The sequence below is a fragment of the Conyzicola lurida genome (genome assembly GCF_014204935.1).
GTDB classification, from domain to species: Bacteria; Actinomycetota; Actinomycetes; order Actinomycetales; family Microbacteriaceae; genus Conyzicola; species Conyzicola lurida.
In genome coordinates this window covers 1459490-1483588 of record NZ_JACHMJ010000001.1, presented here as the reverse complement: position 1 = coordinate 1483588, position 24099 = coordinate 1459490, and the positions used below count along the sequence as shown (strand labels likewise).

General features: G+C 69.8%; 27 protein-coding genes. 10 read left to right on the top strand and 17 right to left on the bottom strand.

Annotation, left to right across the window (positions count from 1 at the left end):
• Positions 1–3: 3 nt before the first annotated feature.
• From HD599_RS07175 to HD599_RS07165, 3 genes are all read right to left on the bottom strand, one after another.
• Positions 4–1530, bottom strand: coding sequence for a DNA polymerase Y family protein (locus HD599_RS07175; protein WP_184235267.1), 1527 nt, complete (start codon positions 1528–1530; stop codon positions 4–6).
• Positions 1527–2261, bottom strand: a complete 735-nt coding sequence (locus tag HD599_RS07170; RefSeq protein WP_184235264.1) for a hypothetical protein — start codon at positions 2259–2261, stop codon at positions 1527–1529. Before HD599_RS07170 ends, HD599_RS07175 begins: the two co-directional genes overlap by 4 nt.
• Before the next feature lie 240 nt (positions 2262–2501).
• The gene (locus HD599_RS07165; RefSeq protein WP_184235261.1) at positions 2502–3206 is read right to left on the bottom strand and encodes a hypothetical protein; all 705 of its coding nucleotides are present in this window, start codon (positions 3204–3206) and stop codon (positions 2502–2504) included.
• 46 nt (positions 3207–3252) lie between these two features.
• On the opposite strand from HD599_RS07165, the gene HD599_RS07160 reads away from it, so the two are divergent.
• On the top strand, positions 3253–3723 hold the full coding sequence (locus HD599_RS07160; protein ID WP_184235258.1) for a GNAT family N-acetyltransferase: 471 nt from the start codon (positions 3253–3255) through the stop codon (positions 3721–3723).
• 64 nt (positions 3724–3787) lie between these two features.
• Here HD599_RS07160 and HD599_RS07155 read toward each other — a convergent pair whose 3' ends face one another.
• Genes HD599_RS07155 through HD599_RS07145 form a run of 3 tightly spaced genes read right to left on the bottom strand, consistent with a single transcriptional unit; the run spans position 3788 to position 6274 of the window.
• Entirely contained in the window at positions 3788–4681 is an 894-nt protein-coding gene (locus HD599_RS07155) for a hypothetical protein (RefSeq protein ID WP_343061944.1), read from the bottom strand.
• Positions 4682–4692: 11 nt separating this feature from the next.
• Positions 4693–5814 carry an FUSC family protein gene (locus tag HD599_RS07150; RefSeq protein ID WP_343061943.1) on the bottom strand — a complete coding sequence of 374 codons (1122 nt, stop codon included), beginning with the start codon at positions 5812–5814 and terminating at the stop codon, positions 4693–4695.
• Positions 5815–5863: 49 nt separating this feature from the next.
• Positions 5864–6274 carry an SHOCT domain-containing protein gene (locus HD599_RS07145; protein WP_343061942.1) on the bottom strand — a complete coding sequence of 137 codons (411 nt, stop codon included), beginning with the start codon at positions 6272–6274 and terminating at the stop codon, positions 5864–5866.
• Between the two features lie 158 nt (positions 6275–6432).
• Between HD599_RS07145 and HD599_RS07140 the strand changes: the two genes are divergently transcribed.
• Positions 6433–7104: a GAP family protein gene (locus HD599_RS07140; RefSeq protein ID WP_184235252.1), complete on the top strand. Its 672-nt coding sequence runs from the start codon at positions 6433–6435 to the stop codon at positions 7102–7104.
• Here HD599_RS07140 and HD599_RS07135 read toward each other — a convergent pair.
• Together HD599_RS07135 and HD599_RS07130 are read right to left on the bottom strand one after the other, a co-directional pair.
• The gene (locus HD599_RS07135) at positions 7101–7556 is read right to left on the bottom strand and encodes a GNAT family N-acetyltransferase (RefSeq protein ID WP_343061941.1); all 456 of its coding nucleotides are present in this window, start codon (positions 7554–7556) and stop codon (positions 7101–7103) included. The genes HD599_RS07140 and HD599_RS07135 overlap by 4 nt on opposite strands.
• Positions 7557–8297 carry a LysR substrate-binding domain-containing protein gene (locus HD599_RS07130; protein WP_184235249.1) on the bottom strand — a complete coding sequence of 247 codons (741 nt, stop codon included), beginning with the start codon at positions 8295–8297 and terminating at the stop codon, positions 7557–7559. It lies immediately after the preceding gene.
• Between the two features lie 20 nt (positions 8298–8317).
• Between HD599_RS07130 and HD599_RS07125 the strand changes: the two genes are divergently transcribed.
• Positions 8318–8785 carry a DUF5997 family protein gene (locus HD599_RS07125; RefSeq protein ID WP_184235246.1) on the top strand — a complete coding sequence of 156 codons (468 nt, stop codon included), beginning with the start codon at positions 8318–8320 and terminating at the stop codon, positions 8783–8785.
• Between the two features lie 71 nt (positions 8786–8856).
• Here HD599_RS07125 and HD599_RS07120 read toward each other — a convergent pair whose 3' ends face one another.
• Entirely contained in the window at positions 8857–9471 is a 615-nt protein-coding gene (locus HD599_RS07120) for a nucleoside deaminase (RefSeq protein ID WP_184235243.1), read from the bottom strand.
• Positions 9472–9660: 189 nt separating this feature from the next.
• Here HD599_RS07120 and HD599_RS07115 point away from each other — a divergent pair, with 189 nt between their 5' ends.
• Positions 9661–10290, top strand: coding sequence for a Pr6Pr family membrane protein (locus HD599_RS07115; protein ID WP_184235240.1), 630 nt, complete (start codon positions 9661–9663; stop codon positions 10288–10290).
• A 6-nt stretch (positions 10291–10296) separates the two neighbouring features.
• Here HD599_RS07115 and HD599_RS07110 read toward each other — a convergent pair whose 3' ends face one another.
• The 4 genes from HD599_RS07110 to HD599_RS07095 all read right to left on the bottom strand — a co-directional run bounded on the left by HD599_RS07110 (position 10297) and on the right by HD599_RS07095 (position 14447).
• A complete protein-coding gene (locus HD599_RS07110; protein ID WP_184235236.1) occupies positions 10297–11697 on the bottom strand; it encodes a flavin monoamine oxidase family protein in 1401 nt (466 codons plus the stop codon).
• An 18-nt stretch (positions 11698–11715) separates the two neighbouring features.
• Entirely contained in the window at positions 11716–12426 is a 711-nt protein-coding gene (locus HD599_RS07105) for a glutamine amidotransferase-related protein (RefSeq protein ID WP_184235232.1), read from the bottom strand.
• On the bottom strand, positions 12423–13727 hold the full coding sequence (locus HD599_RS07100) for a maltokinase N-terminal cap-like domain-containing protein (protein ID WP_184235229.1): 1305 nt from the start codon (positions 13725–13727) through the stop codon (positions 12423–12425). The genes HD599_RS07105 and HD599_RS07100 overlap by 4 nt, the downstream gene beginning before the upstream one ends.
• A 126-nt stretch (positions 13728–13853) precedes the next feature.
• Entirely contained in the window at positions 13854–14447 is a 594-nt protein-coding gene (locus HD599_RS07095) for a DedA family protein (RefSeq protein ID WP_184235226.1), read from the bottom strand.
• A 62-nt stretch (positions 14448–14509) separates the two neighbouring features.
• Here HD599_RS07095 and HD599_RS07090 point away from each other — a divergent pair, with 62 nt between their 5' ends.
• Positions 14510–15724, top strand: a complete 1215-nt coding sequence (locus tag HD599_RS07090) for an MFS transporter (RefSeq protein WP_246376123.1) — start codon at positions 14510–14512, stop codon at positions 15722–15724.
• Positions 15725–15751: 27 nt separating this feature from the next.
• Here HD599_RS07090 and HD599_RS07085 read toward each other — a convergent pair whose 3' ends face one another.
• Complete coding sequence (locus HD599_RS07085) at positions 15752–15916, bottom strand: hypothetical protein (protein WP_184235223.1); 165 nt, start codon at positions 15914–15916, stop codon at positions 15752–15754.
• A 279-nt stretch (positions 15917–16195) separates the two neighbouring features.
• Between HD599_RS07085 and HD599_RS07080 the strand changes: the two genes are divergently transcribed.
• Positions 16196–16678 carry a MarR family winged helix-turn-helix transcriptional regulator gene (locus HD599_RS07080; protein WP_184235220.1) on the top strand — a complete coding sequence of 161 codons (483 nt, stop codon included), beginning with the start codon at positions 16196–16198 and terminating at the stop codon, positions 16676–16678.
• Between the two features lie 30 nt (positions 16679–16708).
• On the top strand, positions 16709–17203 hold the full coding sequence (locus tag HD599_RS07075) for a GNAT family N-acetyltransferase (protein WP_184235217.1): 495 nt from the start codon (positions 16709–16711) through the stop codon (positions 17201–17203).
• Positions 17204–17206: 3 nt separating this feature from the next.
• Here the strand turns inward: HD599_RS07075 and HD599_RS07070 are convergent, their stop codons facing one another.
• The gene (locus HD599_RS07070; RefSeq protein WP_184235214.1) at positions 17207–19303 is read right to left on the bottom strand and encodes a S9 family peptidase; all 2097 of its coding nucleotides are present in this window, start codon (positions 19301–19303) and stop codon (positions 17207–17209) included.
• Between the two features lie 40 nt (positions 19304–19343).
• On the opposite strand from HD599_RS07070, the gene HD599_RS07065 reads away from it, so the two are divergent.
• The 3 genes from HD599_RS07065 to HD599_RS07055 all read left to right on the top strand — a co-directional run bounded on the left by HD599_RS07065 (position 19344) and on the right by HD599_RS07055 (position 22510).
• The gene (locus HD599_RS07065; protein ID WP_184235212.1) at positions 19344–20177 is read left to right on the top strand and encodes an NAD(P)H-binding protein; all 834 of its coding nucleotides are present in this window, start codon (positions 19344–19346) and stop codon (positions 20175–20177) included.
• A 278-nt stretch (positions 20178–20455) separates the two neighbouring features.
• Positions 20456–21223: an SGNH/GDSL hydrolase family protein gene (locus HD599_RS07060; protein WP_184235208.1), complete on the top strand. Its 768-nt coding sequence runs from the start codon at positions 20456–20458 to the stop codon at positions 21221–21223.
• A gap of 81 nt (positions 21224–21304) precedes the next feature.
• Positions 21305–22510 (top strand): GAF domain-containing protein, encoded by a 1206-nt coding sequence (locus tag HD599_RS07055; RefSeq protein ID WP_184235205.1) that lies wholly within the window; start codon positions 21305–21307, stop codon positions 22508–22510.
• 6 nt (positions 22511–22516) lie between these two features.
• Here the strand turns inward: HD599_RS07055 and HD599_RS07050 are convergent, their stop codons facing one another.
• Positions 22517–23206 carry a Pr6Pr family membrane protein gene (locus HD599_RS07050; RefSeq protein WP_184235202.1) on the bottom strand — a complete coding sequence of 230 codons (690 nt, stop codon included), beginning with the start codon at positions 23204–23206 and terminating at the stop codon, positions 22517–22519.
• A gap of 59 nt (positions 23207–23265) precedes the next feature.
• Positions 23266–24006: a GmrSD restriction endonuclease domain-containing protein gene (locus HD599_RS07045; protein ID WP_184235199.1), complete on the bottom strand. Its 741-nt coding sequence runs from the start codon at positions 24004–24006 to the stop codon at positions 23266–23268.
• Positions 24007–24099 lie beyond the last annotated feature (93 nt).

Sequence of the window (24099 nt, the reverse complement as noted above, 5' to 3'; positions counted from 1 at the left end):
TCATCAGTCATACCTGGCTTCGGCGATCCAGTGCGGATCGGTGAACGCCAGCAGCCAGGCGATGCCGTCGTCGTCGACGAGCTGGAAGCGGCTCGCGCGCTGGCGGGTCTGCGCGTCCCACCAGCGTTCGTCGACGATCCACGGGCCCGCCCACGCGGCGACCCGGCGCAGGCGGCCGCTCGCCCCGAACTCGAGCGGGGCGGCGGAGAGCGCGCCGCGCTCGTCGACGGTCACGGCGTCGCCGCCCGCCGCGAACACGTGCACGGGGTGCGCGGTGGGGAACACGGTCGCCGGGGCCGGTTGCGGCAGCTGGCCGGGCCACGGGCGCGCGGCGGGCACCGGGGCGCGGTCGCCCCAGGCCACGAGGGTGGCGCGGTCGGCGAGGGTGCGTCCGCCCCCGACGACGGCCGTGAGCACACCCTCGTGGCCGAGCATGCCCTGCACGCGGGAGAGCCCGTGGTGGATGCGCTCGTCGGGGCCGGTGCCCCACAGCCCCTCCTCGTGGTTGCCGACCGAGTCGACGCTCTCGGGCGTGATCGTGACGCGCATGATGCCCGAGCTGAGGCCGCTCTCGGCCGCGCCGCCCTGCAGCTGCCAGCGCACGCGGTCGACGACCTCGCTCGCGGTGAACGACCGGGGGTGCAGCCAGCTGCGGCCCGACAGTTCGCCCGCGTCCGACTCGATGTCGATACGGATGCCGGTACAGACCAGCTTCGCCGCGATCAGCCCCGTGATGAAGGCATCGGCGATGCCGAGCACCCCGAACGTGACCTGGTCGATGCGGTCGAGGGGCGGCTCGAAGTCGACGCTCTGCTCGAGCTGCTTCGGGGGGACCCGCGGCGACACGAGCCGGGCGTCGAGGCCGCGGGCCAGCGCGTGGGCGCGGGCGCCCTCACTACCGAACCGGTCGCGCACGTCGGTGCCCTCGAGGGTCGCGAAGGCACCCAGCGTGCGGATGCCGAGCCGCTGCAGGAGCACGGCGAGCTCGGGCTGGTCGAACACGGCGAGGGGCAGCGGGGCGAGGAACGCGGCCGAGGTGCCCGGGGCGACGATGCGCACCGTCTCGGCGCTGCGCGCCGCCTGCTCCGCGGTGAACGGGCCGTCGGCGACCCCCACGCGTGCGCCGCCGATGCCGAGCTCGGCGAGCACGCCGATGAGCGCGAGCGCCGCCGGCTTCTCTCCGCCGTAGTACCGCGCGGGCCCCCGCGACCGGATGGCGAGCGAGCCGGGACGGAGGAGCTGCACGCCGGGCGCCATCCGCTCGACTTCTGCAATCACGGGTTCGAACTCACGGTTGTCGACCTCGGGACGGTGGGGCAGTACAAGGAGGTCGCCGCAGCGGGCCTGGGCCTCGCGCACGCGGATGCCGCGCTTGACGCCCTCCCGGCGGGCGGCCTCGGAGCAGGCGAAGACCACGCCCTTGTCGATGAGCGCGACCGCGGTGCCGGAGGCAAGGCCGAGGTCGCGGGTCGCCGCGGTGACCGGCCAGTCGGGGCTCCAGAGAACCATGGTGCGGGTGGACTCGCTCATCCGGTCGCCGCCTGTCGTTCTGACGGCACGGGCCCCGCATGCACGGGCACACGCGCCGCGGCGTACAGCGGTACGACCTCGCGGAACTGCTCGGAGTTGTCGGGCAGCCACAACCGGGCGCTCTTCGGCCGGCCGCCCGTGCTGCTGGTAACCGTGACGGTGGCCTGGCGAGCCTCGAGGTAGCCGTGACCGTCGCCGATGCCGCTCCAGTCGCTCTGCGAGAGGGTGAGGATGGCGTCGCTCTGCGGCCAGTTGCCGAGCACGATGAGCGTCGAGCCGCGCTGGCGGAGGCGCGCGGACAACCGGGCGATGCTCGTGTCGCTCGCGCGCTTGGGCGGGCGCGCCACCACGATGCCCATCACGTCGGCGATCGCGGCCGTGACGCCGAGCCACTGGTCGCCCGGGTTCGGCACGAGCACGAGGCGCTCGAGGTCGATGCCGAAGCGCGCCGCCGCCTCGATGCCGAACTCAGGCACCCCGACGATGCCGCACCAGGAACCGGCCGCGCTCGGTCCGGCGAGCAGCGCCATCAGCAGCGTGCCCGAGCCGACCACCGAGTAGACCGACCCCTGCTGCAGCCCGCCGCCGGGGAGCAGCCGGGCGATCGCGGGGTGCGTGGGCAGGCTGCGGGTGTCGAGCTTGGTCGCCTGCATCGAGCGGATGCGCGACTGCAGTTCGAGCACCTTGCTCGCCTTGTCGGCGGGGGAGGCGGTGCTAGCGGCAGCGGCCACATCTCTCAGGCGCGCGGGGTTCTCACCGACGGCCGGATGGCGCGCCGGGACGGCTGAGGAGAGGAAAGACGCTGCCGCTGGCATCTCTTCATGTTCGAACATACGTTCGAATATGTCAATTGCCACCGACATTCACCCGGCGTGTCGTGGACGGCCCGCGCGTGTCGGTTTCGCGACATCCACTCGGGCTTCAGAACTCGCCCGACAGAGCCGCCGCAGGGGCCGTTTCCGACAGTCCGACTACCGCTCGTCGACGGGCGGCGTCGGGAACTCCGACCGGTACTTTTTCCACGCCGACGTGTAGGTGCGCTGCCCCAGCCACATCGAGACGGCGAAGCACCCGATGCCACCCACGACACCCAGCACCACGGAGAGCGACGACGGGGCGGACGCCACCCCCGCGACGGTCGAGACCAGCAGCCCCAGCAACACCGACTCCACCGCGGTGATGAACACCATGCTGCTGCCCGCGACCTGGCTGAAATCGCTGCGTCCGCCGAAGAAGTAGTAGGTGCGCACGGATCCGGCCCGGTCGTCGTGGGGCGAGGCCAGGAAGTAGCGGGCGATGGCCGGGTCGATTTCCACGTAGGCGCCCCGTAACCGGTTCATCGCCAGCACGTACATGAGGTCCTCCATTCCCACGCTGAAGACCCTGATCTGGGTGAGGACGCCGACCAGCACGGCGACAGCGAGGACGAGGATGGCGAAGACGGAGAACTGTTCGGAGAAGTCGGTCGCCTGCCCCACGAGCGCGAGGCTCAGCAGCGACGCGGAGACCAGAGTGAGGAACACGCTGATGCGCGTCAGCACCTCGCTCTGCGCGGTGCTCCTCGAGGCGAGCAGACCCCAGTGCTCGGTGGCGAGCAGTTGCGCGCGCACGGCGAGCGGCACCTCCGGCTGGCCCGGTGGCTCCTCTGGCAGCGGGGGTGCGGCATGCTGCGCCATGCGTCAATTCTGATCCCGACGCGGCATCCGCCGGTAGCCTCGGATGATGACCGTTCTCCTCCTGCGTCCGTACCTGCCCGGAGACGCGGAAGCGACTCGGCGCTGCTTTCACCGTGCCGTGCACGGTACCGCCGCGGCCGACTACGACGACGGGCAGCTGGCGTCGTGGGCGCCGGACGAATTCGACGCGGCCGCGTGGGCGCTGCGCCGGGAGAACACCGCGACCTGGGTCGCCGAGCGCGACGGCCGACTGGTCGGGTTCTCCGACGTCGACGACAGCGGGTACATCGACATGATGTTCGTGGATCCGGCAGCCGCGCGCACCGGTGTGGCCAGCGCGCTGTTGGAAAAAGTGACCGAGGTCGCCCGGACGAACGGCGCCACGCAGCTCACCGTCAGCGCCAGCATCACGGCCCGGCCGCTATTCGAGCGCCACGGGTTCACCGTCGTGGCCGAGCAGCTCGTCGAGCTGCGCGGCAGCGCCCTGACCAACTTCAGAATGACGCGCGACCTCTGACCGAGGTTGCCACGGCCCGGGTTTCGATACGGCCGCGAGCGGCCTACTCGACCACCGAGACCCGCTAGCGCAGCCCCAGCTTCGTGACCCAGTAGCCCAAGAACGCGGCGCCGGCCTCGTCGTGGATGAGGTCGCCCTCGGTGATGATGTCGTAGGGCCGGTCGAGAATGCCGTCGGCGGGCCGCACATCCACGTGGGCCACGTCGTACCCGGCGGAGTGGAGGTGGTCGGCCATGAGGTAGTCGCTGCGCGAGTCGCCCACCGAGCGCCAGAGGCGGGGGAGCGGGCCGCTCGCGGCGAAGTACTCGAGGGCGCGCTCGGCGCCACGGTCCTTGTCGAGCAGCACCGATTCGATGTCGGTCGAGATGATCGTCGGGTCCAGGCGGAACGGCACCTGGCCAGCGGCATCCTTCACTTCACGGTCTCCGTACCGCACGCCGAGTCCGTGCGCGGCGACGGCCGCGAACGATGCCTCGTTGAACTCGGGCTGGGCGGCGAGGAAGTCGTCGTGCGACACATCGGTGCGCTGTTCGACCGAGATCATCGCGCGCTTCGTCTCGTCGAAGAACATGGTGTCAGAGAAGGATGCCGCGACGAGCCGGCGCACCTCGTCAACCACGACGTCCGGCAGGGCGACCGATTCGTCGACCACGACGTCGCCGAGGCCGTCCGCTGTCACCGGTGTCCAGGCCGCGCCCTTCTCGAAGACGCCGAACATGCGGTTGCCCTCGACCGCGAGCGCGTCGGCGAGGCCGGCGGCGAGCAGCGGCGTGATGACCTCGTCACGGATGAACGCGTCGGACCGCCCGGTGATGAAGGCGATCGGCACCCCCGACGCGGCGAGCAGCACGAGGTCGTCGATGATGCTGGGGATGGCGATGCTGCGGCTGACGGGGCTCGCGATGGGGCCGTCAACGTCGAAGAGCAGGCCGATGGGGGCGATGGCGGTCGAAGTCACAGCCCATTGTTTCACGCCCGGTGCCGACGCCCGCTCTCCACGATCTCCTCGCGTACGCGGCGCAGGTCTTCGAGCAGCGACCCGATCAGGATCCAGTGCTCGGCGCTCGGCGCGAGCACCGTGAACGGCTCGGTGAGCGCGGGCTGCTCCTCCCCGGCCGAGGCCGTCGGCGAGTCCGCGTCGACGGTTCCGATGACCAGCCGCAGGTCGTGGGCGGCTCGCGCGACCTCGCTCGAGAGCCCGGCTGCGGTCGGTTCGGTGTGGATGCTCTCGTCGTACCGGTCGTCGAGCGCCCGGATCATGCCGGGCACCCGCAGCACGAGAACGTGCAGCATGTCGAGCAGCTCGTTGTCGCGGGCGAACTCGGCGCGGTGCACCGAGCGGCGCGGGTTGAACCGCAGGCTGTCCTCGGCGCTGGAGAGGGCGGCGACCGCCTTCAGCTCCATCGGCCGCAGCAGTCGTGCGTTCACCAGCGCCGTCATCCGTTCCGCCGGTGTCGACGGCTTCTCGATCAGCTGGGCCAGGGCGTCGAGGCTGTTCGCCGCCTCCGAGCCGAGCCGCGCGATGGCGTCGCGAACGGGCGAGAGTCCCACGGGCGGCACCACGATCACGTTCACGCCCACCGCGATGAGCGCGCCGAGCGCCGTCTCGACCACACGCTCGACGGCGTAGCCGGGGGTCTGGGCGCCGATCGTCAGAACGAGCAGCGTGCTGATCGGGATCTGCGCCGTCGTCGACTGGCTCAGCCGGAACACCCAGCCGACGAGCAGCGCCACGAGGATCGTGCCGAGAATCAGCCAGCTCGTCACACCGAACAACGACCCGGCGACGAACGCGATCACGACACCGGCGATGACGCCCACGGTGCGTTCGAGCGCCCGCGAGAACGACTGGTTGATGCTCGGCTGCACCACGAGGATCGCCGCGATGGTGCCGAAGATCGGCAGGTCGTTCGGCAGCACGAGCAGGCAGACCAGCCAGGCGAGGCTCGCGGCGATGGCGGTCTTGACGACCTGCAGCAGGGGAGTGCGCTTGGTCACCTGTAGGACGCGGGCGAACCGGGCGGGCGCAAGACCGAGATCGGCCAGCCGACGGAGGCGGGACGCCTGCTTCTCGTTCCCGTCGCTCGTCACTGCTCCAGACTATGCCCGCAGACAGGGCGGGGTGGATGACGCGGGCCGGTCACACCCGCGACGTGCCCAGTGCCCGCGACTTGAGGTGGGCGAACTCCTCGGCCGTGATGGTGCCCGAGTCGAGCAGGGTTTTCGCCTTGGCGATCTCGTCGGCGGCACTCGCCCCGCCGCCACCGCCGGCGACCCCGCGGATGTAGTCGTCCGTTGCCTTCTGCGCCTGCCGCGCGTCGCGCTGGCTGCGCTCCGCCATTCCCCGGCCCCGCGCGATGACGTAGACGAGCGCCGTGATGAAGGGGAAGAAGACGAGGAAGAGGATCCACAGCGCCTTGAACCAGCCGTTCAGGGTGTGGTCGCGGAAGATGTCCGCGATGATCGAAAAGAGCGTCATCAGGTAGGCGATGAACACGAAGCCCCAGAAGAAGAGCCAGATGATCTGCCAGAAACTGTCCCAGGTATCCACGGTGCTCGTCCTCTCGCCGGGCCGCCCGTCGGCCCGCGTCACCACGATGGAGCGGCACCCGTCGGGTGGCCTCATCCGTACGGGGTGACGCTTCCTCGCGGCAGGGATCCAAGAATCGCGGGTAGTCCAGAGGTGCCGACGGGCGGGAGGAATGGGCGATGGGTCCCGTGATCGGCGAGATACTCCCGCTGTCACTCGGCATCGCCATCAGCCCCATGCCGATCATGGCCACGATCGTCATGCTGCTCTCGCCCCGGGCGAAGGCGACGAGCCTCGCGTTCCTCATCGGCTGGACCTGCGGCATCGCGATCACCCTCACCGCCTTCGCTCTGCTCTCCACCCTCATGCCCCGCGGGGGCTTCAGCACCCCGCGGGTGCTGACCGGCGTGCTCGAAATCCTCGTCGGCACGCTGATGCTCGTGCTCGCCGTGCGGCAGTGGCGGCACCGGCCGACCGCGGGCGAGGCGGTCCCCATTCCCCGCTGGCTCCGGGCGATCGACTCGCTGACCCCGCCGCGGGGCCTCGCCATCGGGTTCGTCTACTCCGCGTTCCGCCCCAAGAACCTCCTCATCACCCTGGCTGCCGGCATCGTGATCGGCGGATCGGGCCTGCCCGTCGTGCCGTCGTCGATCGCCGTGGCCGTCTTCACGGCTTTCGCCGCGGCCGCCATCGCCGCACCGATCGTGGCCTACTTCACCGGCCAGCCGCGCATCACCACGAAACTCGAGGAGGTGCGCGACCTGCTCCTGCGCAACGTCGGCACCATCACCTCGACCGCGCTGCTCTTCCTCGGGGTGGTCATCATCGGCATGGGCATCGCGACGCTCTAGCCGAGGTCCCGCGACCAGGCGACCTCGGTCTCCAACCGTCCCGTTTCCCGGAACAGCTCCACTTGGTGCGTCCCGGCGAGCACGCCCGCGAGTTCGAAGCGGTCGGCGGACTCGAATCCGTGCTTCTGCCAGAATCCGCCCGAGCGTCGGCTGAAAAGCCAGGCCCTGCGGGCTCCGGATGCCGCGGCCGCCGCGATCGCGAACGCCGCGAGTTCGCTGCCGAGGCCGCCCCCGCGCATCCCGGGGTCGACCGCGACGCTGCGGATCAGCACGTCAGCCCCGCTCTCGGACAGCTCGTATCCGGTACTCCCGACGATCCGGCCCGACCCGTCGCGGCTCACCCACAGGTGCACGTGGGGGCTGTCGAGCCCGGCGACGCTCAGATCGGCGACGGTGAGGAACGTCAGCAGATCACCGACATCCGCCCCTGACACCCGCTGGAGCTCGGGCACTCAGCGGCCCTGACGGCGACGTTTGCCCTGGGGACGCGCGGTCGAGCGGTGCACATACTTGCCGCGCGGCTTCTCGGGCTTCACCCGCGGCGGCTTCTCCGTGGCGATCTGCAGGTCGGGGTCGATCTTCTCTTTGCGCGGGATCGTCTGCCCGCGCGAGCTATTGGCCGATCGACCGCGCACGATGCCGACGAACTCCTCGATGTCGGCGGTCTCCCTCTCTGCGAGCCAGGCGACCGCGATCCAGGTTTCCTCGGCGTCGATGACGTCGCGCAACACGATGTCTTTGCGGTTGAACTGGCGCGCGAGGGCGTGCGGCACGACGAGCGCGCCGACTCCGGCGGCGACGAGGTCGACGGCGTCTTTCAGCGAGCCCTGGTTGTCGTGCAGGGTCATGCCCTCGAGGTCGGCGAGCACGACCGAGTCCTCGTCGGCGAGCGGGTGGTCTTCGGGCAGCATCGCCACGACGACCTCGCTGTACAGGCGGATGACGCTCAGTTCGCGTTCCTCTCCCACGCTCAGCGGGAGGCGCACGAAGCCGACGTCGGCGGTGCCGTCGAGCAGCACCGCGGCCTGCGACTGCTCGGTGGTGGCGACGAAAGCGAGCGGCACCTCGGCACGGCGTTCGTCCCAGAGCCGGGTCCATTTGGTGAGGGTGACGCCTGCGACGAAGGCGAGGGTGAGAGTCACGCTGGGCTGTCCGTTTCGGTGGTGGATGAGAGAAACACTGACGAGTGCCATGCTCAGGCTACGCTCTAGGGATGAGCACCGAGCGTTCCCCGCAGACCATGAAGCCTTCGACGGCCGCGCAGAAGCTGGGTATTTACCTCCCCGCCGCGCCCGAAGAATTCCAGAACAACGACATTTCGCGCACCGAGCTGAACGAGCTGCTGGCCAACCCGCCGCAGTGGATCGTCGACCTGCGCCTCAACGGACCCCACCCGCGCCCCATCGTGGCCGGCAAGCTCGGTGTCTCGAACGCCGGGCTCGCCCGTGGCGGCGTGGACGAAGCACTGACCACCGCGCAGATCCAGGAGCTGCTCGCGGCACCGCCCCGCTGGCTCGTCACCGAGCGCCGCACCCAGGCCGACGTGCGCGAGGAGAACGCCCGCCTCAAGCAGCGCGACAAGGAGCGCATCGAGTGGGCCGCGAAGCAGGAGCGCATCGCCGAGCGCGAGGCCAGCGACGCCGCCAACCGCGCGGCCCGTGCGGAGCGCGAGGGCCGCTAGGTCTCGACAGGCTCAACCCGCTTGTCGCCGAGCCTGTCGAAGCGCCCTTCGACAAGCTCAGCGACCGCAGACTAGATGCGCGAGCCCGTGCCCCGCGCGTTGTAGACGATCGAGTTCGACCGACCGTAATCGGCGTAGACGGCGATGGCCTCGTCGCGCAGGATGCCGGTGGTGACACTGATGCCGCGGGCTTCGAGCTCGCCGCGCCAGTCGCCGTCGGCGCCGGGGACAGGTCCCTCGTCGAACCCGGTGAGCTGTTCGAGTTCGGGGCCGTCGCCGGGGATCACCAGGTGCTTGACGCCCGACCAGATGAGCGATCCGTAGCACATGATGCACGGGCGCCAGTTGACGACCAGCTCGAGATCCTGCTCGGCCGACGCGCCCAGGTCCCAGCTGCCCACGCGTGCCTGGGCGAGCGACAGCGCCATGAACTCCGCGTGGCCCGCGCTCAGTCCCGAGCTGAGCACGACGTTCACACCGATCGACACGACGAGGTTGGTGGTGCGGTCGACGACGATCGCGGCGAACGGACCCCCGTTGCCCTCGCGGAAGTTGCGGGCGGCGAGGGCGTTCACCAGCGTCATCCGGTCTTCATGGGTCTCGAGCGGTTCGGTGTGGCTGTCGAGTTCGGCGACGAGCCACTCGGGCAGTTCGGCGGCGATGCTCGTGGCGAATTCGTGGGACATGCGGCTCCTCGCGGGGTCTGTGGGTAAAAGCCGGTCGCGCGCACGTGCTGGCCGACGCGGCCGGACTCGACCCATTCTCCCCGCTGTTCGACGGAGAGGGAGAATCGCGCTGCGATAATGTTCCTCTGACTCTGTCGATGCAGGACGCACAGCGGTCATTCGTACAATTGATCGGGTGAAGGCGGCTGTGTGAGTGCTCGGAAGGCCGTGGGTGCTGCGCGCCTCGTCTTCGCGCTCGTCTGTCTCGTCGCGCTGATCTTCCGCTTCCTCTGGGGACTCGGGTCGGCGACGTTCACGGCCGGCAACTTCTTCGCCTACCTGACGATGCAGAGCAACATCGCGTTCCTCCTGGTCTGCGTCGTCGGGGGCATCGTCGCGCTGCGTACCGAGACGGACCCGCACTGGCTGACGAACCTGCACGCGCTCGTGCTGAGCTGGATCCTGGTCGCCGGCATCGTCTTCGCGATCCTCGTGCAGCAGGCGGGGGAGCGGCAGTTCCAGATCGAGGTGCCGTGGTCCGACCAGGTGCTGCACTTCTACCTGCCGGCGGCCGCCCTCGTGGAGTGGGTTTTCGGCGTCGGCCGTGGCCGTGCGCAGTGGCGCTACCTCGGCGTGGTCGTCGGGTACCCCGTGGTCTGGGGCATCATCACGCTGGTCCGCGGGGCGTTCGTCGGGTGGTATCCCTACTTCTTCCTCGATCCCGGGCAGGTCACCGACCCCGTCGAGCTCGCGGTCTACTGCGGCGTGGCGCTCTCCGCGTTCGCGATCGTCGGCACGGGCGTGTTCGCGCTCAGCCGACGGATCTCCGTCGCACCCTAGAGGCGACTAGCCCGCGAACGGCGCCAGAGTGGTCAGCAGCCGGTCGACCAGTTCGTCGTCGTCGAGCAGCTGTACTCGTTCCGCCGCCTCGCCGCCGACGACGCCCACGAGTATCGCCTCGCCGGTGACCGGTTCGAGGTTGTACCAGGTGGTGACCTCGTCGTCGGTGCCGACGAGGTTCCAGACGACGGCGTCGGTGGTCCAGAACGGTTCGTCGAACCGCAGCCAGACGGTGTCGACGGTGCCCATGGCGAGGGACGCGATCGCGGTGCGGTGGCTGAACGGCAGCAGCGGGTCGAATTCGATGCTGTCGTCCTGCAGCACTCCGAGCGGCACGGTCACGAGGACGCGGTCGACCGTGAGCGATTCCCCGGTGCCGAGGCGCAGGCTCACGCGCTCGTCGGTGTACGAGACGCCGACGACCGTCGTCGACAGGTAGGTCTCGACGCCCTCGAGCGAGTCGCTCACGATCTCGGAGAAGCCGCCGGTGACGACGGTGGGGGTATCGACCGAGTCGGCCGTGTACCAGCTGGAGAGATCGGCACCGTCGGCACCGTAGACGGTGGCCAGGTAGGCGAGGTGCTGGGCGAGCAGTCCGGGGCCGTCGAGTTCGCCGGCGGTGGCACCGATCACGGTCTGTTCGGCCCCGGATGCCGTGAGCGACGAGTCGACGGACTGGTCGCGCGACTGCGACTGTGCCCAGTCCAGAGCGGTCGCGAGCGCGGCCGGGCTCACCGGGTCGGTGGCGGACTCTCCGGTCGCCGACCGGTAGACCGTGCCGTCCTCGGCGCTGTCGAGGGAGACGGTCGCGACATCCAGCCGGCCCAGAGCGTCGAGCACGTCGGCGTCGCGCAGGGGCGAGAGCCGGAAAGCGCCGAGTTCGATCGGGAACGGCCAGGCCTTGCCGGAGACCGAGTGGATGCGCCCGCCCACCCGGCTGCGTGCCTCGATCACCGAGACCGAGTAGCCGCGCAGGGTGAGCACGCGCGCCGCTTCCGAGCCGGCGGCGCCCGCGCCGATGATCGCGACCTTCTCGCTCGAGTCGCCGGCGTCGGCGAGGGCCGCGGCCGCGAGGTTGCCGGATCGTTGGGCGCCGACCACGGTTCCGGGGTTGTCGGTGGAGGTGGCTTCCCCGGCGAAGAAAACCCGGTCGTCGACCGGAACCCGCAGGGCTTCGCGGTGTTCGAGGGTCGACCCGACCGTCATGTAGCTGGTGGAGCCGCGAGCAAACGAGTCGGCACCCCAGTTGCTGCGGGCCGTCGCCCTCGGAACCGGCACGACGCCGGTGGCCGTGCGCGTGGGGGTCGGAGTGGGGCTCGGCTCCGCGTCGACCGTGCACGCGGTGAGCACGAGGACGGAAACTCCGGTGCCCGCTCCGGCCAGGAAGGTACGACGGGTGAATGACATCTCAGGCAAACTGTACTCTCAGAGGCGCGAGCGCGCCGCCCCGGCGAAGGCGCCGAATGCGGCATCGGCGAGCGGGCGCATGCGCGCTTCGGCGGCCGCGAAGTCGGCGGCGACGGTACGCGCGACGTCTGCGGAGAGGTCCTCCGCCATCTCGGGTACGGCGAGCCATTCGCCGAGCATGCGGGCGTCGATCTCGGGGTGGAACTGGGTGGCGAAGACCGCGTCCCCGATGCGGAACGCTTGGTTCGGAGTCTGTGCTGTGCTGGCGACGACGGTCGCGCCGTCGGGCGCCTCGACCACGTCGTGATGCCAGTGCAGGACGGGCTGCGAGGTGCCGGCCCGTCCGAAGGCCGCGTCGTCGGCGGCCACGGTGACCTCGCCCATACCGACCTCGTCAGCCGCTCCGCTGTGGAGCGCGGCACCCAGGGCGGTCGCGACGATCTGGTGGCCGAGGCAGATGCCGAGCAACGGCACGCCTCCGTCGAACGCTTCCCTGACCAGATCGGCCTCGAGGCCGAGACCGGGGTGTGCGCCCGCGTCGAGAGCCCCCATCGGCCCGCCGAGGATGACGACTCCCGACAGCTCGTCGAGCCGGGGGAGCGCCTCCCGCGAGGTCGCTGTAACGACGTTGTCCAGTTCCCACTCCACACCGTGGGCGGTGAGGATGTCGCCCAGGAGCGCCGGGCGCTCCCACGGGACGTGCTGCAGGATGAGGAGTTTTCGAGTCACCGGTCCAGCGTAACGTCCGCCCGCTGGGCCAGCAGTTGCGCGATACCGCGCAGCGGAATGCCCAGCCAGTCGGGTCGGTTGCGGGACTCGTAGATCGCTTCGTACACGGCCTTGTCGAGTTCGAACGCGTCGAGGAGCGCGGAGAATCCGCGCGGGTCGACGCCGGATGCCGAGACGTAGCCCTCGAAGAAGGCGTCACGGCTCGCGCGTGCCCAGTCGGTGGGCCAGCCGTCCGTCGCGCCAGCGGCGTAGTCGAACGACCGCAGCATGCCCGCGACGTCGCGCAGGGCGACATCCGGGCGGTCGCGCTCGTCCATCGGCCGGAGCGGTTCGCCCTCGAAGTCGACGAGCACCCAGCCGCGTTCCGGCACCAGCAGCGCCTGGCCGAGGTGGTAGTCGCCGTGGATGCGCTGCAACCGGGGCCAGTCGCATTCCGCGGCGGCGGCGTAGACCGCCTCGATCGCTTCGCGGCTCTCCATCAGCGTGGGAACCTCGCGCTCGGCCAGCATCAGCCGGCGCTTCCATGAGACCTCGACCGCCGCGATGTCGGCGGGGGAGGTGTCGTTGGTGGGCAGGGCCCGGGCGAGGGTCTCGTGCACCTCGGCCGTCTGTCGTCCGAGGGCCGCGGCGAGTTCCGTGAAGTCCCTGCCGTCGGCGGCGTACTCGAGCGCGACTTTCCAGCCGTCCTGTGCGCCGTCGAGGAACTCTTGGGCGAAGGCGACGTTGCCGGTGGCGCGTCCGCCGGGACGACCGACGTCGTCCCACTCGCTCGACAGCTGTCCGATGAACCGCGGGACCGCCGTGGAGCCCGCCGCGCTGAGCGCGGCCTGCAGTGTGACATCCGGATTCTCACCGTGGTGGAGTGCTCGGAAGACCTTGCAGATGATCGTGGGCACACCGTCGATGTCGACGATGACGGAGGTGTTGGACTGCTCGGCCGAGAGCACGCGTGTCGCCGTGATCGTCGCGGGATCGAGGTCGGGGGCGAGCAGTCGCATCAGTGCCCGCGTGTAGGCGGGGTCGTGGGGGCCGTCGATGACGAACAGCCCGTCGTCGTTCTGCCCGACGAGGTTCGGGCGCTCGGCGGGCTGCAGTACCGACCGCTCGACCACGGGCACCTGGTACAGGGTGGGCACGTGACCTGCGTCGTCCATCAGAAGGATGACGCTGATCGTGGCGTCGGGGTCGTCGGTGTCGATGGTCTGCCGAGAGAGCTCGCGCAGGCGGGGAACGTGCCCCTTGCCCGCGTACCACCGCTGTCGGCCGATCCACTCGGTAATGCACTCCAGCGTATTGCTCATGTACTCAGTGTTACCTTTCCGAGCGGTGTGTTCGCCGTGAGCCACGACGATACTCGCTCAGGTCTACCCGGTGGGATGCCGAATGGCGAGGGTCTGCGAGGAATTTTCTCGCGCACCCGCCGTGTGTTAGCGACGGGCGACGAACGCGCTGGCGCGGTCCAGCAGCACCCCGGCGCAGACGGCCACGACGACCGACAGGACGACCGCCAGCGCCGGGTTGTGTGAGAACCAGACGCCGAAGAACCCGCCGACGGCCACGTTGTACCCGGCCCAGCAGACACCGGCGACGGCGGTGAGCGGCAGAAAACGGGAGTACCGGAAACCGGTCGAACCCGCTGTGAGGTTGACCGCGATGCGTCCGAACGGCACGAACCGTGCCGTGAGCAGCACGGCGGCGGCGCGCCGGTCGAGCGCGGTTCGGGCCCACTCGAGCACCGCGGCGACCCGGGGACGTCGGCTCCAGCCGGTTCCCCGGCGGCGGAGGCCGCGCCCGATCACGTAGGTGAGGCTGTCGCCCGCGACCGCGGCGACGGCGGCCACAGGGACCAGAATCCAGACGGAGGGACTGCCGGTCGACATCGCCAGGGCGCCGAGCGCCACGACGAGCGTCTCGCTCGGCACGATCACGAGGAAAGCGTCGAGCAGGGTGAACGCGAAGACCACGGCGTAGATCCCGGGCGCGTCGGCCAGAGCGAGAGCGGCATCCACGAACTCGTCCATGGTTCTTGTGTAGGGGTCCGCGGTGAACTCCACGTGTCGCGATGGCACGAGAATGGAGAACTATGACCTCGAGTGCCGTGCGACGCGCGCCCCGCGCCCCCATGCCCAATGCGGTTCGTGCCTGGTCGGTGCTCGGTCTCGGTGTCGCCGCCCAGACCGCCGGCACGGTGTTCGTGAGTGCGCCGGCGTTCCTGATCCCGCTGCTGCACACAGAACGCGGACTGACGCTCGCCGAAGCCGGCCTGCTCGCGTCGACGCCCACGATCGGCATGGTTCTGACGCTCATCGCGTGGGGTGCCCTCGCCGACCGCATCGGCGAACGCTGGGTCATCGCCGGCGGGCTCGCCCTGACCGCCGTCGCCGCTCTCGGCGCGATCGCCGCGCAGGGCTATGTGGCCCTCGGCATCTTCTTCCTGCTCGGCGGCATGGCGTCGGCGAGCACCAACGCGGCGAGCGGTCGGGTGGTGGTCGGCTGGTTCCCCAAGGACCGTCGCGGGCTCGCGATGGGCATCCGCCAGACCTGTCAGCCGCTGGGCGTGACGATCGCGGCGGTGACCATCCCGCTCATCGCCGCGGAGAACGGAGTCGGTGCCGCACTGCTCCTGCCGTTCGGGATGACGGCGGTGCTGGGTATCGCGTGTGCAATCGGGATCCGCAACCCGCCCCGCGCGGCGTTGGCCGCCCGCGTCGTCGCCCACAACCCGTACCGGTCGAGCGGTTTCCTCTGGCGCATCCACGCCGTGTCGGCGCTCCTGGTGGTGCCGCAGTTCACGCTGTCGATCTTCGGGCTGGTCTGGCTGGTGACCGAGCTGCGCTGGAGTGCGCTGGCCGCCGGCGTACTGGTCGGCGTCTCGCAGTTCGTCGGGGCATTGGCCCGGATCGCGATCGGCGTACTGAGCGACCGGGTGGGCAGCAGGGTCCGGCCGCTGCGCTGGGTGGCCGTCGCGGCCGGCGTCTGCCTGCTCGTGCTCGCGGTGTTCGACGGCGCCGGTTGGGGAGCGGCAGCCGTGGTCTTCGTCATCGCGACGACCGCCACGGTCGTCGACAACGGACTCGCTTTCACCTCCGTGGCAGAGATGGCCGGACCGTCTTGGGCGGGCCGGGCCCTCGGGGCGCAGAACACCGGGCAGTTCATCGTCGCCTCGGTCGTGGGTCCCGCCATGGGCGCCCTCATCGGCCTGGTCGGCTACCCGCTCGCGTTCGCCGCCACCGCGCTGTTCCCGGCGATAGCGGTGCCGCTCATCCCGCGCGGCGACGCGGAACACGACCGGCTGTAGAGCGGCCGGTCAGGCAACGACGGGCGGTCAGTCGTTGTCGTCGCCCCAGCGGCCCCACTCGGCCTCGCAGTCGGGCTTGCGGCAGCGGTAGGCGGGGCTGTCGTCGGTGAACGTGCAGCCGCCCAACGCGATGTGGCCCGCCAGAGCGGAGTCGAACATCTCAGCGCTCGCGAAACCGTAGACGATCTCCAACGGGTTCAGCGTGTCGCACGAGGGACACGTTTCGGCGAGAATCTGTTGAGGGAGTCGCATTCTGTATCCTCCGGCGGTCAGTGGAGTTACTCCACCGACACCACGCCGGGTTTGCTTCCCCCGCGACCCACTGTAACGCCGAAAACGGCGTTGAGGAACTGTAGCGTCACATTGTGTCGTAGGTGAAATTTTCACGCTATTCTACGGCCGGATAACGCTTACTCGACAGGGCCGGTGCGGCTTTAGTTGTAGTGTCAACCAAGGCGGTAAACTCCGGGAATGGAAGACACCCACTGGCTTACCCCCGAGCAGTTGAGTGCCTGGAAGAAATTCGTCGCCGTCGTCGAAATCCTCCCCGGCGTGCTCGACACCCAGCTGCAGCGTGACGCCGACCTCACCCACTTCGAGTACTTCACGATGGCCATGCTCTCCGAGGCACCCGAGCGCACGCTCCGCATGACCTCGCTCGCCTCCGCCACCAACTCCACGCTCCCGCGTCTTTCGCACGTCGTCTCCCGGCTCGAGAAGCGCGACTACATCGAGCGCACACCGTGTGCCGAGGACCGTCGCGCGACCAACGCCACCCTCACCGAGGAGGGTTGGCGCAAGGTGGTCGCGACCGCTCCCGGACACGTCGACACCGTGCGTGAGAACGTCATCGAGCCTCTCACCGAGACGGACGTCGCAGACCTCGGCCGGATCATGGGACGCATGTTGCGCACGCTCGACCCCGAGAACCGCTTCCGCGCGAACGACGTCTAGGCTCCGCCGGGCTGCGCTAGCGTTTTCACCATGCAGATCAGCGACGCCACCCCCGACGACTGGAGCGCCATCTGGCCGTTCCTCCGCGACATCGTGGCGGAGGGGGCGACCTACTGCTGGCCCGGCGACACCACGGAAGAGGCCGCACGGGCCTGGTGGACGGGAAAGCCGGGCGGCAGCGTGTTCGTCGCGCGCGACGGGGACGGCACCGTGCTCGGCACCGCGGAGATGCATCCGAACCAGCCCGCGGCCGGGTCACACGTGGCGAACGCGGGCTTTATGGTCGCGCCATCCGCCGCCGGTCGGGGAATCGGGCGTGCCCTCGCCAGCTTCGTGATCGACCGTGCGCGGGCCGACGGGTTCCGCGCCATGCAGTTCAACGCGGTGGTCGAGACCAACACGCGGGCGGTCGGGCTCTGGCAGTCGCTCGGGTTCCGCATCCTCACGACGGTGCCGGAGGCCTTCGCGCACCCCGAGCACGGTCTGGTCGGCCTGCACGTGATGCACCGGCCGCTGACCGACTGAGGTCTACCCCTGGTCGCACCGACCCAGCACATCGAGCACCCAGGCGAGCTCGAAGGCGCGCTTGCGCCAGGCCTCGTAGCGCCCGCTGACGCCGCCGTGGCCGGCGCTCATCTCGGTCTTGAGCAGCACGTCGGCGCCGACCTCACGCAGCCGCGCCACCCATTTCGCCGGCTCGACGTAGAGCACGCGGGTGTCGTTGATGCTGGTGACCGCGAGGATGCGCGGGTACTCGACCTCGCGCACGTTCTCGTAGGGCGAGTACGACTTCATCAGGCGGTACACCTCGGCGTCGGCGAGCGGGTTGCCCCACTCGTCCCACTCGATGACGGTGAGCGGCAGGGACGGGTCGAGGATGCTGGTGAGCGGGTCGACGAACGGCACGACGGCGAGGATTCCGGCGAACGCCTCCGGGGCGAGGTTGGCGACAGCGCCCATCAGCAGGCCGCCCGCGCTGCCGCCCTCGGCGACGAGCATCTCCGGGGTGGTGAGGCCGATGGCGGCAAGGTGGCGGGCGCTCGCGACGAAGTCGGTGAACGTGTTGGTCTTGGTGAGGGTCTTGCCCTGCTCGTACCAGTCGCGGCCGAGCTCGCCGCCGCCGCGCACGTGGGCCACGGCGAAGACGACACCGCGGTCGAGGAGGCTCAACCGCGAGATGGTGAACGAGGGGTCGATCGACGTCTCGTAGGAGCCGTAGCCGTAGAGCACGGTCGGGGCGGGCGCATCGGCGGAAACGAGGTCGCCGCGGTAGACCAGCGAGATCGGCACGCGCGTGCCGTCGTCGGCCGTCGCCCACTCGCGACGCTGCACGAAGAGCGACGGGTCGTATCCGCCCAGCACCTCCTGCTGCTTGAGCAGGCGCAGCTCTCCGGTCGCGACGTCGTAGTCGTTGACGGTGGCGGGTGTCACGAAGCTGCCGTAGTGCAGACGGACGACGGGCTGGTTCCAGTCGGGGTTGCCGCCTGCGCCGACGGTGAAGAGCGTCTCGGCGAACGGGATTTCGGCGAATTCGACCCGCGGTTCGCCCAGGCGCGCGACCGCGATGCGCGGCAGGGCGTCACGGCGGTACTCGAGTACGAGGTGCCCGGCGAACGCGTCGATGCTCTCGATTCGCGTGTCGCGCTCGTGGGGGACCAGGGCGCGGCGGTCGCCGGCGGGGTCGTCGGCCGCGACATCCACGACCTCGAAATCGACGGCACCGTCGTTGTGGACGATGAGCAGACGGTCGGCACCGTCGATCACCGCGTGCTCGATCGAGTACTCGACACCCTCGCGGCGCGGCCAGACGACGGAGAACTCGCCGGTCGGGTCGTCGGCGCTGAGGATGAGCGCCTCGCTGGTGATCTTGGAGCCGAGTTCGATCTCGAGGTAGCGGCGGCTGCGCATAAGACCGACGCCCACCCAGTAGCGTTCGTCGGGTTCGTGGAAGACGCTGACGTCGGCGGAGGCCGCGGTGCCGACGGCGTGGCGCCAGACGGTGTCGGGTCTCCACGCATCGTCGACGGTCGTGTAGAAGGCGAACGCGCCGGTGGCGTCGAAGGTGGCCCCGGCGGAGGTCCCCTCGACCACGTCGGCGAGATCCCGACCGGTGGCGAGGTCGCGGATACGGAGTGTGTAGCGCTCGTCGCCCTCGGTGTCGACCGCGTAGAGCAGCAGCGTGCCGTCGCCGTTCACGTCGAAACTGCCGAGCGAGTAGAAGTCCAGGCCCTCGGCTTCGACATTGTCGTCGAGCAGGATCTGCTCGCCGGCCAGGGTCTCGAGGGCCGGGGGAGTCCAGTCGGCAGGGTCTGAGATCGGCGCGCGGCAGTGGATGCCGTACTGCTGGCCCTCGACCGTGCGGGTGTAGTACCACCAGTCGCCGTTGCGCACCGGCACACTCAGGTCGGTTTCGCGGGTGCGGCCCTTGATCTCCTCGAACAGTTTCTCGCGCAGCACCGCGAGCCCGGCCGTCTGCGCGTCGGTATACGCGTTCTCCTCCTCGAGGTGCGCGACGACGTCGGGGTTCTCTTTCTCGCGCAACCACTCGTAGTTGTCGACGACCACGTCGTTATGGTGCACGCGTTCGAGGGGGACCTTGGGGGCAATCGGGGGCTGGAGCGACATGCACTCAGGCTATCCCGCGCTCCGCGGGTAACGTCGGGGCATGACCACCATCGCCATCACCGGTTCCACCGGCCACGTGGGCGGCCTCGTCGCTCGTTCCCTCGCGCCCCTGCCGCAGCGCCTCGTCGTTCGTGACGCCTCGCGGGCACCGGCGCTCGACGGCGCTGAGATCGTCGAAGCGTCATATTCGGATGCCGCGGCCGCCGTCTCCGCTCTCGACGGAGTCGACCTGCTGTTCATGGTCTCCGCCGCCGAGGCCGTCGACCGCCGGGCGCAGCACCGCTCGTTCATCGCCGCAGCGGCCGCCGCCGGCGTGAAGCACATCGTCTACACGTCGTTCTTCGGGGCAGACCCGGAGGCCGTCTTCACCCTCGGTCGCGACCACGCCGACGCCGAGCTCGCCATCCGTGAATCGGGGCTCGCCTTCACGATCCTTCGGGACAACTTCTACTCCGACCTGCTGCCGTACTTCGCCGACGACGCGGGCGTGATCCGCGGACCGGCGGGGGAGGGGAGCGTCGCCGCGGTCGCCCGGGCCGACGTCGCCGACGTCGTGGTCGCGATCCTCCGCGACCCGGCCGCGCACGAAAATCAGATCTACGAGCTCACCGGGCCGGAATCGCTCACGCTGCACGAGGTCGCCGCGCGCGCGGGTGCGGCGCTCGGCCGCGCACTGACCTACCAGCCGGAGACGGTGGAGGAGGCCCGCGAGTCGCGCGCCCACTACGGCGCGGAACCGTGGCAGATGGACGCCTGGGTCAGCACGTACACGGCCATCGCCGACGGCGAAGTCTCGCGGGTGACCGACGATGTCCGCCGGATCACGGGAGCGGACGCGCGCACCATCGAGGCGGCCATCGCTGCGTCGTCGTAGGACTCGCATCGATTTCCCAGCCTCCGCAGGGCTGACTCATGGGGATCCGCCGCACTATCTATTCATGGCCATCCGTCCCCCGCGGATGCCACGTACGGAACACCCTCCGGACGGCCTCCTGTGCAGAGCGCCCTCCGGCCCGGCCGCCGGTTCGCTCACCCCCGTCTGAACCGGCGGCCTTTCGTGTACCCCGGAGACGGGATGCCCACACCGCGATCTACTCAATAGGGTTCTAGGGAGACCAGGGGGCGATTATGCGGGGCCGAAGCGACGGACGGGTGCGCGATGCGATCGCGCACCGGATCGTCAACGCGCTCGGACGCCCGTTCGTGCGCGTGTGGCTCGCGTCGGCCGAGATGTCGGCGCCGTGGTTGCCCCGACCCGACGGGCCGGGCGCGCCGCAACCAGAGCACGACGCCGACCGATTGCTTCTGGTGGGTAACGGCGCTGCCGTCGGCTACGGCGTGCTCACCCACGACCTGTCTTTGGCGGGTCATCTCGGCCGGCAGCTCACCGTCGCGAACGGACGGCCCGCACACGTCTCGGTGCTCGCCGACGGTTCGATGACCTGGGGGTCGGCGGCGGCACTGCTCCCCGACGCGCACCTGGACCCGTACGACGCAATCGTGCTCACCGTCGGGGTCAACGAGGCGCTGGGGCTCGCATCGGCGGAACAGGTGCGGCGCGCCTGCGCCGGCGTTCTCGACTACCTCGCGTCGCCCCGCGCCCCCAAGCTGCGGATCATCGTCGTCGGCATCCCGCCGCTGCGGTCGATTTCGTCGGTTCCGCCTTCGGTCGAATGGTTGGTCGACCGGCACGCGGCCGTGTTGAACTCGGTGGTGAGCGAGGTGTGCGGGTCGCGCGACCTGGTCACCTTCGTGCCGTTCGCGCCGGAACCCGGCCGCGACCGGCGTCGCTACCGCAGCACCGAGACCTACCGCGAGTGGGCGGCGCTGATCGTGCCGGCGACCGCGGAAGCACTGGCGCGCGAATGCCCGACCGGCTCCGCGGTTGCCGATGACGATCTCCGACACCCGTCGACGTAAAGCGGCCTCTCCTGGACGTACACTGATGCTCAGGCACACGTCCGTGCCATCGTCAGCTCCTTCGTCGATCAGGAAGCCCGAATGCTCGACGGAATCGTGAGAACTCTGGCGCGACCAGGAGTGCGACTCTGGTTGTCGTCGACGGCTCTCGAGCGGTCCGCCATTCCCCAACCACCCGGCGCAGCCGTCGTGCACACCGCCGGCACCAATCCGGCGCGCATCCTTCTCATCGGCAGCGGCGCGGCGATCGGGTTCGGGGTACTGTCACACGAACTCGCGCTGGCGGGCCACCTCGCCCGCCAGCTCTCCACCGTCTCCGGACGCGCGGTGGACATGGACATCGTGGTCGACCGGGAGATGACCGCCGCGACGATGATCGGCGAACTCGAGCGGCTGCCGCTGGCCCGCTACGACGTCGTCATCGTCAACGTCGGGCTCATCGAAGCCCTCGGATTCATATCCGTCTCGCACTGGCGGGAAAACCTCGGGCGAGTGTTCGACCGGCTGCGTATCCTCGGGCATTCGGAACAGCAGATCTACGCGGTCGGAATCCCTCCGCTTCCCGCCCTGCAGAAATACCCTGCGGCCATCACGACGCTCGCCGGACGGCACGCGCGGCTCCTCAATTCCGAGTTGGAGGTCGAGACGGATGGGCGGGAGCGGGTCTCGTTCCTGCCGTTCGAACCGCCGCCCGCGCTCGACACCGACCGCTTCCGCAGCTCGTCGACCTACTCCCGCTGGGCGGAACTCATCTCGGCGCCGATCGCGGCACGGATCGGCATCCCCACGGCAGATGCCGACACGGAGTCGATGGGCCCGCTCGACGAACTCGCCCGGCAGAGCACGCTCGACGCGCTGCAGATTCTCGACACGGCTCCGGAGGAACGGTTCGACCGCATCACGCTCACTGCCCGCGACCTCCTCGGAACCACGTCTGCAGCGATCACCTTCGTCGACCAGAACAGGCACTGGTTCAAGTCGCGTCTCGGCGTCGACATGTCGGAGATGCCCCGGTTCAGTTCGCTCTGCGACATCACTATCCAGCGCCGCGAACACTTCGCCATCGAGAACGCCGCGGCCGACCCGCGGTTCGCCGACAACCCGATGGTGGTCGCGGAACCGTATCTGCGGTTCTACGCGGGCTACCCGATCGAAGCGCCGAACGGTGTGCGAGTCGGAACACTCAGCGTGTTCGACCCCAACCCGCGCACCTTCTCCGAAGCCGACGCGGCGCTGCTGCGCGGACTCGCGCTCATGGTGCAGAACGAGTTGCGGACGCAGGACTGACTGCGGTCACCGAGGCGTGTGCCTGCCGCCGAGACGGCTGATGCCCACGGCGACGGCCGCCACCGCGAGGATGAGCGCGAATAGCACCGCCACGTAGACGATCACGCTCACCGGGCCGTCGGGCCCGTCGGGGTTGAGGAACGGGTAGGGGTACCACCCGGTGACGACGCCGCGCACCAGGGTGAAGGCGAGCCACACGAACGGGTAGACGAGCGCGAGCCAGACCCGGTCCCAGTGCAACGCCGGCCTGCCGGGCGAGAGGAGCCAGTCGAGCACGATCACGACGGGAATCGCGACGTGCATCACTTCGCCGGGCCACTGCGGCCCCACGTAGCCCTCGGGCGGAATCCCGCGCAGCAACACGTTGTAGACGGCGGCGGTGAGGACCGCGAACGCGACCGTCGTCATCCGCACCGCGGTGAACCGCTCGGGGTCGTCGCGCCAGCGCAGGGCGAGGACGCCGCCGGTGGCCAGCACCACGATATTGATCAGACTCGACTGCACCGTGAAGTAGCTGAAATAGTTCTCGGGAACCAGAGCGTCGTTCACCACGAGGTCGGTGATCTGTGCGCTGAGGGCCACGGCGACCGCTGCTGCAGCCGCCAGCCGCAGCAGCCCGAACATCCGGCGGGCCCCGGTGGCCTGGGCGTGCGACCGCACGGCGTGCTCGTGGTGCGGGTAAGACATCGTCGTCATGCGTTCAGGTTACGACTCGTAGCTTCCCCTGCCAATGGTTGCGCGACAATTGCTCGCGACTACGAACAGCCGCCGAGAACACGCGTCATGGCATCGTGCTCCGCCTGGGTCACCCAGAGCGCATAGGCGGCCTTGACCGCGATCTGCCGGGCCACGTACTCGCAGCGGAATGCCGTGTCGGGCGGCAACCACGTGGCGGCATCGCCCGCACCCTTCGAGCTGTTCGTCGGGCCGTCGACCGCCAGCAGGTTGAGGGGGTCGTTCGCCAGTTCGACCCGCCGCTCGGGGCTGAGCTGCTGGGCGCCCGACTCCCACGCGTTGAGCAGGGCGACGACGTGGTCGATCTGCACGAGTGACGATGTGTCGTTGCCCCGCACGAACGCGATCGTCGTGCCGGTGTACGGGTCGAGCAACGAACCGGTCAGAACGCGGCACGGGCCGCTGAGCGTGGTGGCGGTGAGGTCGCGGGCGAGCACGTCATTGCGGGTGTCGCACCCGTTGCGGTCCACGTCGACCCAGGCCGTGCCGAACTGGCCCTCGCGGTCGTACCCGGTCTTCGGCGCGCGCCCCTTGATCGGCAGCGTGGCCAGGACCGCGGCACTGTCGGCCCACGAGCCCGTCGCGGCAGGGACGCCCGTCGCGGCCGGAGCGGCCTGTGTCGTCGGGGCGGCGTCGGGCGCGGCATCCGTCTGCTGACTGGCCGTGTAGAGCAGGGCTCCCGCGACAGCGGCGACGACGATGAGCGTCGTGAGCGGGGTGAGACGGGTGCGCCGGGTGCGGCGGCGGTACTGCTGGGTCACTGGCGGTCCTGATCCTGATGGGGCGAGGTTCCGAGGCTACGGGAGGCGTGCGACACCGCCGCCCGCGACACAGCGGCGGCGGCCGATGGGGTG